The sequence below is a fragment of the Kocuria sp. p3-SID1428 genome (genome assembly GCF_025149945.1).
Classification (GTDB): Bacteria; Actinomycetota; Actinomycetes; order Actinomycetales; family Micrococcaceae; genus Kocuria.
On the sequence record NZ_JALXVH010000007.1, the window covers coordinates 66163 to 83478 of the forward strand.

Genomic DNA, 17316 nt, shown 5'->3' on the forward strand with positions numbered 1-17316 from the left:
GGTCGGGCGCCGTTGCCGTACACTCATGCCCAGGCAACGGTCTTGAGACGGACTCGCATCGAGTCCGCAGCGCAGCGCGTCCGGTTCGGACGTCGTCCGTCGGATCTCGAGCCCGTCGAGGCAACGGAGGAAGCCGCCGTGACCGTCGAGAGCACTGGTCCCCTGGATGCGCACAGCATCACCACCGAGCGGCTCGAGCTGCGCCCGCTGACCCGCGAAGAGGTAGAGACGGCGTGCCGCTTCGAGCGCCTGCCGCAGTTCCACCCGGAGTTCCCCACCCCTGACGCCCGCGACGTCCTGCAGGTCGTCCAGGCCTCCGGTGAGTTCTTCTTCACGGAGTCCCCGTACGCGCCCATGGCGTGCGTGGAGCGCAGCACCGGGCTGATCATCGGCATCGCCGGGTGGGCCGCACCGCCCATCGACGAGGCCCTGGAGATCGAGGGGTTCCTGGTGCCGTCGTGCACCGGGCAGGGCTACGCGACCGAGGCTCTGCCCCGCCTGGTGGAGCTGGGCCTGCAGGATCCGCGCGTGGACTCGATCCGCATCTCGCTGCCGGACAACCGCGCCAGTCTGGGCCCTTTCCTGGAGCGCTTAGGCTTCACGGCGGTCGAATCCGCCGGGACCGAGGCCGAGTACCGCTACGCACCGTCGCGCTCATGAGCCCTGCCTCTACCGGCTCGTCGTCATCGATATGGCATTCGGCCCCTTCCAGGTCCATGATGTGAGGCATGACTCCCCTGTCGCGTGATCTGCATCCCTCCAACGGGAGGAGAGCGCCGAAGGACGAGGTCGTCGTCTCGATCACCTCGGCCCTGAATCACCGCGGCCGGAAGGAGGAGGCGCATCCTCCGGTCGATCACGATGACTTGGACGACGTCTTCCCCACCCCGCAGCAGCAGGAGCTGCTCCACCTGCTCACCGAGGGCGCCGACGACGAGTTCGCCGCCCGCCGTCTCGGCCTCGAGGTCTCCGACATCCGCCGCCTGCTGCTGGAGATGAGCACCGAGCTCGGCGCCTGCAACCGCTTCCAGCTCGCTCTGCGGGCCCGCGAGGCGGGTTGGGTCTGAGCACGTCGAGCCCCAGCGAGAAGCAGAGCGCGCCGCACCGCCCTAGGGCTTCCGACGCCGCCGCGGACCGAGCGCAGCTGCTGCTGCCCGTCCTGGCAGCCGTGCTCACCGCCGCCGTCGCCTTCTGGGGCATGACCGTCCCTCAGTTCTGGTTCGACGAGGCCGCGACCATCTCGGCCACGAACAGGCCCTTCGGCTCCCTGCTGCGCCTGCTGCAGGCCGTCGACGCCGTCCACGGCCTGTACTACGTCCTCATGCATCCCTGGGTGGCTCTGTTCGGGACCTCGGAGCTGGCCATGCGGACCCCGTCGGCGCTGGCCCTGACGCTCGCCGCCCCCCTGATCACCCAGGTGGCCATGATCTATGCCCACCGCTGGCTCCCGGACCGGGTGCTGCTGACAGGGCTGAGCACGGGCCTGATCTTCGCGGTGCTGCCCGGACTCTCCTGGGCGGGGCAGGACGCCCGCGGCTACGCCATGGCCGTCTTCGCCTCCGTCGCGGCGCTGCGGCTCTTCGAGCGCTTCCGGGACGAGCGCAGCACCGGGAGCCTGATCGGCTTCGCCCTGCTGCAGGCCGCGGCCATCGGCTTCTCCATGTACGCCGCCGGCTCAGTGCTCCTGTACCTGCTGCGCGCGGCGGCCTGGGGCCGTCGTCCGTTCCAGCAGGTCCTGTCCGCTACCGCTGCCACCACAGCCCTGGTGACCCCGCTGGGGCTGCTCGCGCTGTCCCAGCGCGAGCAGATCGGCTGGATCGACATGACGACGAGGCAGGTCGTGGGCCGCATGCTCCTGCGCACCTTCCCTCTGAGCCCGGGGAACCGGGGCGCGCCGTGGGACGACATCGCCGTGGGGCTGGCCCCCTGGCTCCTGGGCCTCATCATCGTGGTCCTGGCGCTCGGCCTGATCCGCAGCCCACTGCGCGGGCTCCTCCTGTGGCTGCTCGCCTTCCCGCTGCTGCCCCTCTCGTGCGTCCTGGTGGCGCAGCTCCTGGGCAAGCAGCTGTTCCAGGAGCGCTACTTCACCTTCTCCGCTCCGTTCCTGGTGCTGGCCGTGGCCCTGTCGCTGGCCTCGCTCCGCTGGCGTCCGGCCGCAGTGGGGCTCACCGCGGCGGTGGTGGGGCTGTCGGCTCCATCGATCCCGGCCCAGAACACCTGGGATGCCAAGGGCGGTGACAACTACGCGACGGCATCTGCTCTGGTCGCCCGGAGCGAGACCGTGATCTTCATGGACCGGTCGAACCGCGGCGTCCTGCTCGCCTATCCGCCGGAGCACGAGATCGCCGATCCCATGCTCCAGGAGGACCGGATCAGCGCGGACAACCTCTACGGGCTGAACCGCCCCGGCTACGAGTCCTGGGAGATCGACACCGTCGGCGCCACCTCCGTGGTCTCCAACAAGGAGAACAAGTTCCACGACACCGTGGTGTCCCACCTGCGGGACAACGGCTGCCAGCAGACGCAGGAGGACCGCAGCACCCGCTTCCGGATCACCCTGCTGGAGTGCCCGGCCCCGGCTGCCGGGTAACTCGGCGTCATACCGTCGTCACCTCGGAGGCGCCCCTCGCCCTAGGCTGTTGCCCATGACCGAGAACCTCCGTGCCGAGACCGAGCGAGTCCTCTCCGCGGTCTCACCTGCCACGCGGCGCACCCTCGAGGAGTCCGCCGGTCGTCTTTGGGCCTGGGCTCTGAAGACCTCCGAGCGCTTCCCGCCCACCCCGGATGTCAAGCTCGCCATGGCCTCCAGCGGCGCCGTGCTCTCCGGGTACACGGTGGTCCACATGCTGGGCAATCTGCAGGTCTACCTGGGACGAGGCCGCTTCGACTCCTACGCCCACCACCTGCGCACGCTGGGGGCGCCGGTCCTGCCGCGGCGCACCGTGCTGTGGGCCTTCCGGGCCGTGCTGCTGGCCGATGCGCTGACCCACCTGAGCTGCGCGGCGGTGCTGACCGTGCGCGCCCAGGCCTCCGAGCGCCGTGCTGCCGCTCAGCCCAGGCCGCTGCCGCAGGGTCGCCGGCGCACCCGCTGGCAGAGGCTCAAGCGCTCCATGCGCTCGACCGGCACCGTCCTGGGGCTGTTCACGGCCTTCCACCTGGCGGATCTCACACTGGGCACCCGGCCGGCCGCCTCGCGCCGTCACGAGCCGGGGGCCGCCTACCACAACCTGGTGGCATCCCTGCGCCGCCCGCCCGTGGCCGGGCTGTACCTGGCCGCCATGCTGGCGCTGGCCGCCCACACTTCCCAGGGCCTGGTCCAGATCGGCAACGACACCGGCCTGTCCGCCCAGCGCGGCGCCCGCAAGCGCTTCGAGCTGGCCGGGCGGCTGGTCGGCACCGGCGTGGCCCTGGGCAACGCCTCCATCCCCGTGGCCGTGCTCCTGCGCCTGGTGCGCTGAGCCGTCCTCCCCCCGCACTGCAACACCGCCTTCCGCGACCGGGTCCCGGCGCGAGGGCACCGAAGGAGTCCCATGCGCATCACCGGCACCCTGCAGGTCGAGGTCTGGCGCCAGGCCGACGGCGAGTCCGAGGGCGGCTTCGAGACCCACACCGTCACCGGCGTGAGCCCCCAGACGACCGTGCTGGAGCTGCTCGACCTGCTCAACGAGCAGATGCCCGAGGGCGTGGAGCCCATCTCCTACGACGACGGCTGCCGCGAGGGCATCTGCGGCAAGTGCGGCGTCACGGTCGACGGCGTCGCCCACGGCCCCCAGCTCAACCGCGCCTCGTGCCAGCAGCAGGTCGCGGCCTTCACCGATGGCGAGCGCGTGCGGATCGAGCCGCTGCGCGCAGCCGCCTTCCCCGTGAAGAAGGACCTGTCCGTGGACAAGAAGGCCGCGCTGCGCACCGTGGTCAAGGCCGCCGGAGGCCCCGTGGGCATGAAGGCGCTGACCGAGGCCGGGTGCATCAGCTGCGGGGCCTGCGTGGCCGCCTGCCCCAACGGCTCCGGGCAGCTGTTCGTGGGATCGCTGCTCACCGAGCTCCCCCCTCTGGCCAAGGACGACGACGACCGCCGCACCCGCTCCGGCAAGGTGCTCGACGCCGCCGAGGAGAGCTTCGGGCCGTGCTCCACCCTGGGCGACTGCACCGAGGTCTGCCCCGCCGGACTGCCGCTGGAGAACCTCTCGGCAGTGGCGAGGGAGCATCTGCGCCGTCGTCGCTGAGCCGCGGCGGCGGCCTGTCGCTGCGGCGCCGGAGTGCGCCTCCGGGATTCTTGTAGTTACACGCCTGCGCGCCCCTTATCATTCGCAGTTGCGAACACTCGGGCGGGGTCATATATTTGCATCAGCAACTCACCTCTCCCGCTCGACCAGGAGTCCACGATGCACCCCTATATCCCGCAGGCTCAGCCCTACGCCTACCCGCAGGCCGCCTGGTCCCCGAGGCCCTCCGCGCCCGGCAGCGCCGTCACCGCCCTGGTCCTCACGATCCTCGTGCTGGCCGGTGCACTGCTGCTCTCCCCGCTCACGATCCTGTTCTCGATCGGCGCCGCGTCCACAGTCACGGAGCCCGACTTCGGCGGCACCGCCGATCTGGTCGCTGCCATGCTCGTCGCATTCCTGCCCCTGGGCGCCCCGGCGATCCTGGGTGCGGCGCTGGCCATCTACCCCCGCATCCGCATGCCGCGCGAGATGTACCCGTCCTCCGGGGTGAAGACTGCCGCAACCGTCTTCCTGGTCCTGCATCTGCTCACGCTCGTGCTCGCCGTCATCTTCGGCGTCCTGCCGCAGGTCCTGGTGCTGTGAGCACGGCACCACCGCGTCATGGGGCTTGTGCTGTCGGAGCCTTATTGTAATTTCAGGACACGTTCAAGAGCGCGGCCTCACGGGCCTGGCCGGCCGCGCAGCAACCCGAACTCGATTCCCGGGTGCTTCCAGAGCAGAACGGGCCTCAGCGCACTCGCTGAGGCAAGACTCGACGGGGTCGCGCTGCGCGGCCCGGAAGGCAGGACCTCATGTCCGACGCACTGCACCAAGCACTGGAGTCGAAGCGCTCCGATCTCGAGCATCTGCATCCCTACAACGTGCCGCTGCACCTCGCACCGGAGGCCCCCGTGGTGCCGCCGCGCACGAACCACCGGTGGATCGACTTCGGAGATCGGGAGGCCCGGGAGTGGAGCAGAGTCCTGTTCCTCCTGCCCCGCAAGGGCCACTCAGCGAACGTCATGGCCTGCGCGCACAGCGTGTGGCGCTTCGGCAACCTGCCCAACGTGAACAATGCCCCGGAGGTGGCTCGGGCCGCCCGCGCTCTCGGACACACCCCGGAGAGCGCCTGGGAGATGCTGGTGACGTTGATCGTCATGCGCCAGGACCAGGAGCACGACCCGGATGTCGCGTACGACCTGAGGGTCTGGGCCCTGTGGCACGAGCGCATGAACCTGCTGGAGGACCCGATCACAGTGGCAAGGCACTGCTTGAAGGCCGTCGGTCAGCGCTGATCGGGGCCCTCGGCGACCGGCCCGACGAGTCAGCCCTCCTCCCCGCCGCGATGGCTGGGAGGAGGGCTGCGTCGTCGTCGTTCCGGGGCGGAAGCGGATCAGGCCTTGCCGACGCGCTTCATCTGCTGGGTCCAGAACGCGCCGGTGGTGATCACGTCGGTGCCGTCCCAGGCATCCAGGCCGGTGAGGCCGGGGATGTCGGAGCCGTTGAAGGTGGGTTCCTCGCCGCGGCGGCGCTGGGCCTCGTAGTTCTTCATCACCTTGACGGCGATGGGCGCCAGGAGGATCAGGGCGATCAGGTTGATCGTGGCCATGATCGCCATCATCACGTCGGCCAGAGACCACACGAGGTCCAGGGCGACCACCGCGCCGACCATCACGGACAGGAGCACCAGCAGGCGGTAGCCGTTCATCACCGCGCGCGAGCGGGTGAGGAACATGATGTTCGCCTCGCCGTAGAAGTAGTTGCCGATCACCGAGCTGAAGGCGAACAGGAAGATCGCGATGGTCAGGAAGTGGACCGCCCAGGTGCCCAGCTGCAGACCCAGTGCCGTCTGCGTGAGCGAGGCGCCCTGGGCAGAGTCGCCGAAGCTCGGGTTGGACAGCAGCACGATGAACGCCGTGACCGAGCAGACGAGCCAGGTGTCGAAGTAGACGCCCAGGGACTGCACGAAGCCCTGCTTGGCCGGGTGAGAGACGGAGGCCGAGGCACCGGCGTTCGGCGCGGAGCCCATGCCGGCCTCATTGGAGAACAGTCCGCGGCGCAGGCCCTGGACGAACACGGCCATGAAGCCGCCCACCACGAACTCGCGGATGCCGAAGGCGCCCAGGACGATGTCGGCGACCATGCCGGGGACCTCGCCGATGTTCAGGACGACGACCAGGAGCCCGAGCAGCACGTACAGGATGGCCATGACCGGCACGACTGCCTGGGTGACCGCGGAGATGCGGCGGGCGCCGCCGAAGATGATGGAGGCGGTCAGCACGACGACCACTGCGCCCACGATCAGCTTGAAGGGCAAGGCCCCGGCGGCCGACGGGTCGATGTCCAGCGAGCCCGACAGCGAGTCCACAATCGCGTTGGACTGCACCGAGTTGAACACCAGGCCGTAGGTGACGGTGATGATCACCGCGAACAGGATGCCCATCCAGTGCTTCTTGAGCCCGTAGGTCATGTAGTAGGCCGGTCCGCCGTAGTAGCCGGTCTCGCCCTTGCGCTTGTAGAGCTGGCCCAGCAGCGACTCGACGAACGCGCTGGCGCCGCCGATGGCCGCGATGGCCCACATCCAGAACACGGCGCCGGGTCCGCCCACGCTGATCGCGATGGCCACGCCGGCGATGTTGCCCGTGCCCACGCGCGAGGCCGCCGAGACGGTGAACGCGCGGAACGACGAGATCGACTTCTTGCCATCCGGGTCCTCACCGGGAGGGTCTCGCAGCACCCGGAACATCTCCGGGACGGACCGCCACTGGACCGCCCTGGTCCTGATCGTCAGGTAGATACCCGTGCCGATCAGGATCGCGAAGACGATCCAGCTCCAGATGAAATTGCCGACGCTGCCGACGAGCTCAGTGAGCTGCTCCATGTGCACTCCCGATTCTCAGAGGAATCTGCCGGAGCGACCACAGGTCGTTCCCAGCAGTTGGAGCAATGTACATCAGCCGGGCCTCTCGCGAGACCCGGCTGATGTACTGCCTGCGCGTGAAGCGCAGATCGCGAGGAGGCTCAGTCCTCGACCACCCGCACCGCGCCCTTGTCCGCCGAGGTCACCATGGAGGCGTAGGCCTTCAGGGCCTTGGACACCTTGCGCTCGCGCGGCTTGGTCGGCTTCCAGGGTGCCTCGCCCTTCTCGGAGCGACGACGCGCCAGCTCGGCGTCGTCCACATTGACGCGCAGGATGCGGTTGTCGACGTCGATCTCGATCTCATCGCCCTGCTCGATCAGGCCCACGGCACCGCCGGCGGCTGCCTCCGGGGAGATGTGCCCGATCGACAGCCCCGAGGTGCCGCCGGAGAAGCGGCCGTCGGTGATCAGGGCGCACTCCTTCCCCAGGCCCAGGCCCTTGAGGTAGGAGGTCGGGTAGAGCATCTCCTGCATGCCGGGCCCGCCCTTGGGGCCCTCGTACTGGATGACCACGATGTCCCCGGACTTCACGTTCTTGGACAGGATCTCGAACACAGCCTCGTCCTGGGATTCGACGACGAACGCGGAGCCCTTGAAGTGGAACAGGGACTCGTCGATGCCCGCGGTCTTGATGATCGCGCCGTCCTCGGCGATGTTGCCGAACAGCACGCACAGCCCGCCCTCCTTGGTGTAGGCGTGGGCGACCGAGCGGATGCAGCCGTCCTGGGCGTCGAGGTCGTGGTCCTCGTACTCATTGGCCTGCGAGAACGCCTGCGTGGTGCGCACACCGCCCGGGGCGGCCAGGAAGTGGTGCTTCGCCTGCTCGGTCGCCTTGCCGGAGCGGATGTCCCACTCGTCGAGCCACTCGCCCATGGTGGCGGCGTGGACGGTGTGGACGTCCTCGTCCAGCAGCCCACCGCGGCGCAGCTCGCCCAGGATCGCGGGGATGCCGCCGGCCCGGTGGACGTGCTCGATGTGGTACTTCGTGGAGTTCGGGGCGACCTTGGCCAAGCAGGGCACCCGGCGGGAGATCTGGTCGATGTCCGACATGGTGAAGTCGACCTCGGCCTCCTGCGCGGCCGCCAGGATGTGCAGCACCGTGTTGGTGGACCCGCCCATGGCCACATCCAGGGTCATGGCGTTGGCGAAGGCCTCCGGGGTGGCGATCGAGCGCGGCAGCACGGAGTCGTCGTCGTCCTCGTAGTAGCGCTTGGCCGAGGCCACGATCCGGGCGCCGGCCTCCTCGAAGAGGCGCTTGCGGTTGATGTGCGTGGCCAGGGTGGTGCCGTTGCCGGGCAGGGACAGGCCCAGCGCCTCGGTGAGGCAGTTCATGGAGTTCGCGGTGAACATGCCGGAGCACGAGCCGCAGGTGGGGCAGGCGGACTCCTCGACCAGCGCGAGCTGGTCATCGGTCACGGACTCGTCCACGGCCAGGGACATGGCATCCACCAGGTCCACGCGGTGCTCGACCACGCCCTCCACTCCCTCGCCGGACTCCATGGGCCCGCCGGAGACGAAGATCGTGGGGATGTTCAGCCGCATGGCGGCCATGAGCATGCCGGGGGTGATCTTGTCGCAGTTGGAGATGCACACCAGGGCGTCGGCGCAGTGCGCGTTGACCATGTACTCGACCGAATCCGCGATGATGTCGCGGCTGGGCAGGGAGTAGAGCATGCCGTCGTGGCCCATGGCGATGCCGTCGTCCACGGCGATCGTGTTGAACTCCTTGGCCACACCGCCGGCCTCCTCGACCGCGCGCGCCACGAGCTGGCCCATGTCCTTCAGATGCACGTGCCCGGGCACGAACTGGGTGAAGGAGTTGGCGATCGCCACGATCGGCTTGCCGAAGTCCTCGCTGCCCATGCCGGTGGCGCGCCACAGGGCGCGAGCGCCCGACATGTTGCGGCCGGTGGTGGAGGTTGCGGAACGAAGCTGCGGCACGGGTCTCTCCTCTGGTGCCGTCGCGGAGTCGGAGAGCGACGGACGATGGATGCTGGCGGGCAGGCGGACTGCGGCCTGACTGCCCCGATTGTCTCGTCAACACGCCTCGGAGCAGAAATCTTCCGGCGCAGGGGTTGCCGCAGCGGCCGAGCGGGGTATTTTCTATAGTGAACACACGCTCCCGCCCTTCCCCGCGAAAGGACCCTCCCCATGAGCACTCCCACAAACGGTTCCCCCGACTCCGAGGGCACCAGCAGCTCCTCCGGCTCCCAGCACTCCGCCCCCGACTTCGGCGGCGGCTGGCAGCAGAATCAGGGGGCGCCGCAGTCCCAGCCTCCGCAGACCGGTTCGGAATCCTCGCAGCAGGCCCCGTCCTACGGTGCGCCGGGAGCCGCGCAGCAGGGGCCCTCGCAGACCGGCTCCTCGCAGCCGAGCCAGAGCTCCGGCGCACCCCAGTACCGCCCCGCCGGCGGCGGCTCGCCCCAGTTCACGCCCGCCGGCGGTCACCAGGGGGGCTACCAGGCGACCCCGCAGGGCGGTGGCCGCAAGGGCAAGGGCAAGCCGCCGCTGTGGGTCGGACTGGTCTCGCTGGGCCTGGGCGTCCTGCTGGGCATCGTGGGGATCGTCGTGTTCTTCGCCACCGTCGTGGGCGGTGCCAGCAGCATCGCCGAGACGCCGTCGGGCACCACCCGCACGCTGGAGGCCGACACCGACTACTTCGTGTTCTCCACCAGCACCAGCTCGGTGGACGAATGCACCATCTACACCCCCGAGTTCGACTCGATGTCACTGGAGATCTCCGGCATGGACCAGACCGCCACGTCCGACGGCGAGACGTTCTCCATGCTCGGCTCGTTCGAGACCAGTGAGGCCGGCGAGTACCGCCTCAGCTGCTCCCCCTATGTCGCCAGCTCGGATGTCTACATCACGGACGTCGGCGTGGGCGGAATGCTGGGCGGCGCCTTCGCCGGTATCGGCATCGGCCTGCTCGGCGGCCTGCTGTTCATCGTGGGCATCGTCCTGATCATCGTGAACCGGGTCACAGCCTCCAAGAACCGGAGCTGAGGCCTCACGATCCACCGCGAGTCCCCGACCTGCCCCGTCCTGCCTCATGCAGGGCGGGGCAGATCTTCTTCGACCTCGGCCTGCACTGTGGGTCCGTCGGCGGGATACGATGAGATGCCGACGTCGACCGCCGGGATCAGCCACCGCATGCAGGGCGCGGATCCCGTCGACTTCGCAGCGGGCGCAGCGGCCGAGGGCCGGCCCGCCGCACCGTGAACCTCGTCAAAGGACCCGCACGTGGCCAAGTCCGCACCCCGTCCGCCCAAGACCGACGACGACGTGGACTTCGCCGTCCCGCTCCAGGATGCGCTCGACCCCCTCGTCCTCGCCCTGGATGTCGGCTCCACCGCCACTCGCGGCAGCCTCCACGACGCCGCAGGCACGCCGGTGCGCGGCTACCGGGACAAGATCCCCCACCAGTTCACCACCGCCGCGGACGGCACCAGCACGATCGACCCGGATCAGGTGGTCGAGGAGCTGTGCCGGCTGATCGACGAGATCATCGGCTCCCGCCAGGAGCTCATCGGGCGGGTGGGCGGCGTGGCGATCGACACCTTCGCCTCCTCGCTCGTGGGCGTCGACTCCCGACGCCGCGCCACCACCACCTGCTACACCTACGCCGATTCGCGCTCCAGCGGCCACCTGGCCGGGCTGCGCGCCGAGGCCGACGAGCAGCAGATCCAGCAGCTGACGGGCGCCCGCCTGCACACCTCCTACCTGACCCCGCGCTTCCGGTGGCTGCGCGAGACCGAGCCGGAGGCCTTCGCCGCCACCTCGCGCTGGCTGTCGCTGGGCGAGTACTTCCACCTGCGCCTGCTGGGCAAGGCGCGCGTGGGCACCTCCACCGCCGCCTGGACCGGACTGCTGGATCGACGCACCGGCGACTGGTCGGATCAGATGCTCGAGCTCGCCCAGGTCGAGCGCGAGTCCCTGTCGCTGATCGCCCGCCCCAATCAGCCCATCCGCGAGGTGCCCCCGGCCGTTGCCGAGCGCTGGCCGGCGCTGCGCCAGGCCAAGTGGTTCCCGCCCGTGGCCGACGGCCTCAGCGCCAACGTGGGCTCCGGCGGCCGCGACGCCACCACCATGGTGACCTCCATGGCCACCTCGGGGGCCATGCGCGTGCTGCTGCACGAGCAGCCGGAGACCATCCCGTCGGGACTGTGGTGCTACCGCATCGACGACACCCGCTGCCTGCTGGGCGGAGCCATCAACGACGCCAGCCGCGCGATCACCTGGACCGAGCAGACCCTGCGCCTGCCCGATGACCTCTCTTCGCAGGACGTGGCCCAGCGCCCTGCCGAGCCCACGACCCCGCTGGTCCTGCCGTTCCTCACCGGCGAGCGCTCGACCGGCTGGTTGGGCGACGCCCGCGCCGCCGTGCTCGGGCTCTCGGCCGCCACGGGCCCCGACGACGTCCTGCGCGGCGTGATGGAGGGCGTGGTGGCCGCCTACGGCCGCGTGGCCCAGCAGCTCAGCCAGGCCTCCGGCGAGGTCGAGCGCCTGGTCACGGCCGGCGGGATGACCCAGTCGGTCCCGGGGCTGCAGCAGCAGCTCGCGGACCTGCTGGGCCGCAGCGCCGTGCAGGCCACCTTCAAGCGCTCGACCCTGCGCGGCACGGCAGTGCTGGCCTCCGAAGTCCTCTCCCCGGACATCGAGCCCGTGGATCCGCCGTACGCCCACACCTTCGAGCCGGATCCGTCGGCCCGCGAGCACTGGGACCGAGTGGCCGAGCGCTTCCAGGAGGCCTACGAGGGACTGTTCGCCTCGTCGTCGGCGCAGTCGCCTGCTGTCCACGAGTCCGCGGAGGCCTGAGCGGACTGGGCCGCCGACGCCGGCTCAGGTGCCGTCTCCCGCCTGGCCCGGCGGGAGCCGCAGCCCTCGAGCGGCCGAATCCGAACCGTTCAGTCATCGACCGGCCAGATCGTCACCGGTTCCGCGCTGAATCGGTGACGAAGCGGCCAGTCGATGATGATGACGCGCCGAGGCGGCCGCGCGGAGCCGTCGACGTGATGGCCGAGGAAGATTCAGGCCCCGGGCTCGCGGCGGCTGTCCGCGCGGTCGCGGTCCGGGCCCTGCGCCGCGGCGCGATCGACCGCCCGTGCGGCGCGCAGATGACCCAGGTGGCTGAAGGCCTGCGGGAAGTTGCCGGCCAGACGCTGGTGCTGCGGCGAGTACTCCTCGGCCAGCAGACCCAGGTCGGTCGTGCAGCTCTCGAGCCTGTCCAGCGCCTGCTGCGCGTCCTCGGTGCGTCCGGAGCCGGCGTACTGCTCGGCCAGCCAGGCCAGGCACAGCAGGAACGGGTACTCATCGCCCTCCAGGCCGTCCGAGCCCGAGGAGGTGCGGTAGCGGGCCACGAATCCGTGCTCATCGACCAGGTCCTGCTCGATCCGCGCGACCGTTGCCAGCATCTTGGGATCATCGGCGACGATGAAGCCGGTGTGCGGCAGCTGCAGCAGGGAGGCGTCGACCTCCTGGCGGCCGTGGCCCGGAGCGTAGGTCTGGGTGAAGGTGCCCAGCTGCTCGTTCCAGCCCCGCTCCATGATCTCCTCGTGCAGGCGATCGCGCAGCTCGGACCACCGCCGGATCTCCTCCGGGGTGGCCAGGACGGCGGTCTCCGACTCCCGCTGCGCGGTGGACTCGGCGGGATCGGCCGGCTCGGCGACCTCCTGGTCCGCCACGTCCGGCCAGCCGTCGGCCTGGGCCACGCCGTCGCGGATCTGGCCGTGCTCGTGCACCGCGCGCAGGCCCTCGTTGAACGCCGCCCACATCATCACGCGGCCGTGGGTGAAGAACGCGGGCTCCCCGCGCATCTCCCACAGCCCGTGATCGGGCTCGTCGATGCGCTGCTCGCAGTAGCGCAGCAGGGTCTTCTGCAGGCCCCAGGACCAGAGGTCCTCGGGCTCCCCGGCATCGCGCAGGGCGGCCAGGGCGAGCATGACCTCGCCCATCACGTCCGCCTGGTACTGATCCGCCGCGCCGTTGCCGATGCGCACCGGATGCGAGCCCTCGTAGCCGGACAGATGCTCGAGCTCGTGCTCGGGCAGATGACGACGGCCGTCGACCCCGTACATGATCTGGATCCGCTCCGGGTCCCCGGCGACAGCGCGCAGCAGCCAGTCCCGCCATTGGCGAGCGCCCTCCGTGTGACCGTGCTCGACCAGCGCCTCGATGGTCAGGGAGGCGTCGCGCAGCCAGGTGTAGCGGTAGTCCCAGTTGCGCACGCCGCCGAAGTCCTCCGGCAGGCTGGTGGTGGGGGCGGCCACGATGCCGCCGGTCTCCCCGTGCGTGAGTGCGCGCAGCACGAGCAGCGAGCGCTCACGAGCCTCCCCGATCGGCTCTCCGGAGCAGGTCGCCTCCCGCCACTCGTTCCAGTAGCGCTCGGTGCGCTCCAGCGCGGCGGCGGTGTCCACGGCCCCGGGCAGCGGGCTCCAGGACGAGCACCAGGTCAGCACCCAGGCCTGGGTCTGCCCGGCCTCCAGCTCGAAGGAGTCGCCGAGCCAGCGCCCGACCTCGCCCTCGGCGCTGAGGTCATGGCGGGAGTCGTCGTCCGCCTGCGCGGACAGCAGCGGGCCGCGCAGCACGAGCATGTCCGGCCCGGCGATCGCCACGATCCCGCTGCCGCCTTCCGGCAGCTCGCGCAGGTGCACCCATGGGGCGCTGCGGTTGTAGTCCGGGCGGATCCGCAGGTCGTGCTCGACCGTGACGACACCTTCCGTGCAGGTCACCTCCCGCACCAGGTTCGCCCGGTCATCCCCGGTGGGCAGAGCATCCACGACGGTCGCGCACCCGCTGGGCGAGCGCCACTGCGTCTCCAGGACGAAGGTCCCCGGACGGTAGCGCCGCGAGACGACCTCTCCGTCGGCGATCCGCAGCTGCCAGCGGCCGTCGTCGGGATTGCCGAGCAGGGCGGAGAACACCGCGGCGGAATCGACGGAGGGGAAGCACAGCCAGTCCACGCTGCCCTCCCGGGAGACCAGCGGCGCGGTGCGCAGGTCGGAGAGCAGAGCGTAGTCCTCGAGGGGGACCGAGGCGCGGCGGATGCTGTCGTGGCTCATGGCCCCATCACAGCAGACGGGGCCGACGTCGCAGGTCCTGCCTACAGTTGAGGCCATGGCCGACACGACTCCCACCACCCTGATCATCCTCGGCGCCTCCGGCGATCTCACCTCGCGACTGCTGCTGCCCGGGCTCGGCGACGTCCTGACCCTGCAGCCCGAGCGGCAGGTCCGCCTCATCGGCAGCGCCCGTTCGGACAAGCAGGACTGGCGGGACACTGCCACCCAGGCCTTCCGCGGCACGGATGCCAGCGGCCCGGCCGTCGAGCGCACCCTCGAGTCCACGCAGTGGGTCACCGCGGATGCCTCCTCCCCCCAGGATCTCGCGCAGCTGCTCGGGCAGGCGGACGACGGCCGCGTGGTGCTCTACTTCGCCCTCGCCCCGGCCGTGACCGGCAAGGCACTCGATGCGCTGAGCGAGATCGAGCTGCCGCAGGACCTCTGGCTGGCGCTGGAGAAGCCCATCGGCACGGATGAAGACTCCGCCCGCGAGCTCAACCGCCTGGCCGACCGTCTGGTCCCGGCCGACCGGATCCTGCGCATCGATCACTTCCTGGGCGAACCGGCCGTACTGGACCTGGTGGGGCTGCGCTTCGCCAACCGGATTCTCGAGCCGCTGCTGCGCCGCGAGCACGTCGAGTCCATCTCCATCACCTACGACGAGACCCTGGGACTCGAGGGCCGGGCCGGCTTCTACGACGCCAACGGCGCCATCCGCGACATGCACCAGTCCCACCTGCTGCAGGTCATGGGAGTGCTGATGATGGATCCGCCGTCGTCGATCGCCGACGGCGAGGTCCCGGAGCTGATCTCACAGGTCCTGGCCCGCACCAGCATCATCGGCCCGGTCGAGCAGAACATGGCCGCGGGCCGGTACACCGCCGGCACGATCGACGGCCGCGAGCTGCCGTCTTACGTCGATGAGGAGGGCGTGGATCCCGCCAGCGGCACCGAGACCTGGGCCCGGCTCACGGTCGAGGTCGACAGCTGGCGGTGGCAGGGCGTGCCCGTGCACCTGCGCTCCGGCAAGGCCATCGGCTCACCGCATCAGGAGGTGCTGGTGCGCTTCCGCCCCGTCCCCGCCGGGGCCCAGGAGTTCGGCGACCCGGCCGGCGACATCCTGCGAGTGGACCTGGCCACCGGCGAGATCAGCCTCGAGCTCAGCGCGGGCGGCCCCTTCGACCCCCGCGGGACCGCGCGGGTGACCCTGTCCTCGGCCACCCCCGAGTCCCCGCTGTCGGCCTACGGCTCCGTGGTGCGCCGCATGCTCGACGGCGACCGCTCCTTCAGCGTCAGCGCCGAGGCCTCGCAGCACTGCTGGCGGATCGTGCAGCCGGCGATCGACGCCGTGGCGCACGGCCTGGTGCCGGTGCAGGACTATCAGGCGGGCTCGGAGGGCCCCGAGACGATCTGATGTCACACACCTGCGCGCGGCGGACGCCCTCACCCGCTGCGCGCAGGCACGCCGGACGATCCCAGCCGTGAGACGCGGATCACAGGGCACATCGTCCGAGGCTCACGGAGGCTTCCGCGGAGGCCCGGATCTCACCCTCGGGGTGGCCTAGTGTGTCGCCATCAGATTGTGATGTGCAGCACAGGCGCCCGAGGCCGATCCCCCGGCGCCCTCAACACCAGGAGGCCCCCATGGGTTCCGGATCCTCGCCCGCGACCACTCGCGGACGCCATTCGCAGAGCACCACCGCTCCCGCAGCGCCCGGGGCAGACGGCCCCCAGGACTCGACCCTGAAGGCACACATGAAGGGCCGCCACCTGGTCATGATGAGCCTCGGCTCGGCCATCGGCGCAGGCCTGTTCGTCGGCTCGGGAGCGGGCATCGCCGCCGCCGGGCCGTCGGTGCTCGTGTCCTACGTCGTCGCCGGGTTCCTGATCATCCTGATCATGCGCATGCTCGGCGAGATGGTCGCCGATCATCCCACCTCCGGCGCCTTCTCCGTCTACGCGGGCCGAGCCGTCAGCCCGGCCGCGGGCTTCGCCGTCGGCTGGCTGTGGTGGGTGCAGCTGATCATCGTGATCGCCGCCGAGGCCACCGCGGCCGCGCAAATCCTGGTCTCCGCCTGGCCCATCGCGCCGCAGTGGCTGCTCGCGCTGATCTTCATGATCATCTTCACCGCCATCAACCTCATCGGCGTGGGGCAGTTCGGCGAGTTCGAGTTCTGGTTCTCGCTGCTCAAGGTCGCCGCCGTCGTCGTGTTCCTGGTGATCGGCGGGCTGTTCGTGATCGGCCTGCTGCCCACAGCCGAGGCGCCCGGCCTGGCCAATCTCACCGCTCACGGCGGCTTCATGCCCAACGGCATCGGGGGTGTGGCCGCCGGCCTGCTGATCGTGGCCTTCGCCTTCGGCGGCATCGAGATCGTGGCCGTGGCCGCAGCCGAGACCGAGGACCCCGAGAAGAACGTGGGCCGGGCGATCCGCACCATCGTGTGGCGCATCCTGATCTTCTACATGGGCTCCGTGGCCATCATGGTCCTGGCCATGCCGTGGAACGACGAGAACCTGCTGGCCTCCCCGTTCGTGGCCGTGCTCAACACCGCGGGACTGCCGGCCGTCGCCTCCATCATGGCGATCGTGGTGACCGTCGCGCTGCTGTCGTCGCTGAACGCCAACCTGTACGGCGCCTCGCGGATGATCTTCTCGCTGTCCCACCGCAGCCTGGCCCCGGCCGCGCTGAGCAGCACCAGCTCCCGCGGCGTGCCGGTGGCCGCGGTGCTGGCCTCGGTGGCCTTCGGCTTCGTGACGGTCGGGCTGAACTACCTGTGGGCCGAGGAGATCCTGGGCATCCTGCTCAACATCGTGGGCTCCACCCTGATCGTCATCTGGTCCATGACGATCATCTCCCACCTGGTGCTGCGCCGCCGCGCTGAGTCCGAGGGCCGTGAGCTCGCGCTCAAGGCATGGGGCTACCCCGTGCTGTCCTACGTGGCGCTGCTCGGCATGGTGGCCGTCGTGATCCTGGGCATGACGGTGCCCGGCGTGCGCCAGCAGATCCTGCTGACCGCGGGGCTGTTCGCTGTGCTGTGGGTCATCGGGGCGCTGCTGGCCAAGCGCCGCGGCGTGACCCGCTTCCGCGCCCCGGAGGAGTTCGACGACCCCGCCGCAATGCCCCGCTGACCCTC

14 protein-coding genes and 1 riboswitch are annotated in these 17316 nt (G+C 70.3%); of the genes, 11 read left to right on the plus strand and 3 right to left on the minus strand.

Annotation, left to right across the window (positions count from 1 at the left end; genetic code table 11):
• The first annotated feature begins 138 nt into the window (after positions 1–138).
• From M3E84_RS03085 to M3E84_RS03115, 7 genes are all read left to right on the plus strand, one after another.
• Positions 139–660, plus strand: coding sequence for a GNAT family N-acetyltransferase (locus tag M3E84_RS03085; RefSeq protein ID WP_259894531.1), 522 nt, complete (start codon positions 139–141; stop codon positions 658–660).
• 68 nt (positions 661–728) lie between these two features.
• Complete coding sequence (locus tag M3E84_RS03090; RefSeq protein ID WP_259894532.1) at positions 729–1067, plus strand: hypothetical protein; 339 nt, start codon at positions 729–731, stop codon at positions 1065–1067.
• Positions 1058–2590, plus strand: a complete 1533-nt coding sequence (locus M3E84_RS03095) for a hypothetical protein (RefSeq protein ID WP_259894533.1) — start codon at positions 1058–1060, stop codon at positions 2588–2590. The genes M3E84_RS03090 and M3E84_RS03095 overlap by 10 nt, the downstream gene beginning before the upstream one ends.
• Before the next feature lie 55 nt (positions 2591–2645).
• On the plus strand, positions 2646–3458 hold the full coding sequence (locus M3E84_RS03100) for a succinate dehydrogenase cytochrome b subunit (protein ID WP_259894534.1): 813 nt from the start codon (positions 2646–2648) through the stop codon (positions 3456–3458).
• Between the two features lie 72 nt (positions 3459–3530).
• Complete coding sequence (locus M3E84_RS03105) at positions 3531–4223, plus strand: 2Fe-2S iron-sulfur cluster-binding protein (protein WP_259894535.1); 693 nt, start codon at positions 3531–3533, stop codon at positions 4221–4223.
• Between the two features lie 159 nt (positions 4224–4382).
• Complete coding sequence (locus tag M3E84_RS03110; protein WP_259894536.1) at positions 4383–4805, plus strand: hypothetical protein; 423 nt, start codon at positions 4383–4385, stop codon at positions 4803–4805.
• Between the two features lie 61 nt (positions 4806–4866).
• A riboswitch (SAM riboswitch) is annotated at positions 4867–4980 on the plus strand.
• Between the two features lie 34 nt (positions 4981–5014).
• Complete coding sequence (locus M3E84_RS03115; protein ID WP_259894537.1) at positions 5015–5497, plus strand: hypothetical protein; 483 nt, start codon at positions 5015–5017, stop codon at positions 5495–5497.
• Positions 5498–5595: 98 nt separating this feature from the next.
• Here the strand turns inward: M3E84_RS03115 and M3E84_RS03120 are convergent, their stop codons facing one another.
• Positions 5596–7083, minus strand: a complete 1488-nt coding sequence (locus M3E84_RS03120; RefSeq protein WP_259894538.1) for a sodium:alanine symporter family protein — start codon at positions 7081–7083, stop codon at positions 5596–5598.
• A 140-nt stretch (positions 7084–7223) separates the two neighbouring features.
• The gene (ilvD, locus tag M3E84_RS03125; RefSeq protein ID WP_259894539.1) at positions 7224–9062 is read right to left on the minus strand and encodes a dihydroxy-acid dehydratase; all 1839 of its coding nucleotides are present in this window, start codon (positions 9060–9062) and stop codon (positions 7224–7226) included.
• A gap of 210 nt (positions 9063–9272) precedes the next feature.
• Between ilvD and M3E84_RS03130 the strand changes: the two genes are divergently transcribed.
• Both M3E84_RS03130 and M3E84_RS03135 read left to right on the plus strand, forming a co-directional pair.
• The gene (locus tag M3E84_RS03130; protein ID WP_259894540.1) at positions 9273–10127 is read left to right on the plus strand and encodes a hypothetical protein; all 855 of its coding nucleotides are present in this window, start codon (positions 9273–9275) and stop codon (positions 10125–10127) included.
• 237 nt (positions 10128–10364) lie between these two features.
• Positions 10365–11939, plus strand: a complete 1575-nt coding sequence (locus M3E84_RS03135) for a gluconokinase (protein WP_259894541.1) — start codon at positions 10365–10367, stop codon at positions 11937–11939.
• A gap of 212 nt (positions 11940–12151) precedes the next feature.
• On the opposite strand, the gene M3E84_RS03140 is transcribed toward M3E84_RS03135, so the two are convergent.
• Entirely contained in the window at positions 12152–14182 is a 2031-nt protein-coding gene (locus M3E84_RS03140; RefSeq protein ID WP_259894542.1) for a glycoside hydrolase family 15 protein, read from the minus strand.
• Positions 14183–14237: 55 nt separating this feature from the next.
• Here M3E84_RS03140 and M3E84_RS03145 point away from each other — a divergent pair, with 55 nt between their 5' ends.
• Together M3E84_RS03145 and M3E84_RS03150 are read left to right on the plus strand one after the other, a co-directional pair.
• The gene (locus tag M3E84_RS03145) at positions 14238–15596 is read left to right on the plus strand and encodes a glucose-6-phosphate dehydrogenase (protein ID WP_259894543.1); all 1359 of its coding nucleotides are present in this window, start codon (positions 14238–14240) and stop codon (positions 15594–15596) included.
• Between the two features lie 230 nt (positions 15597–15826).
• The gene (locus tag M3E84_RS03150) at positions 15827–17311 is read left to right on the plus strand and encodes an amino acid permease (protein ID WP_311200418.1); all 1485 of its coding nucleotides are present in this window, start codon (positions 15827–15829) and stop codon (positions 17309–17311) included.
• Positions 17312–17316 lie beyond the last annotated feature (5 nt).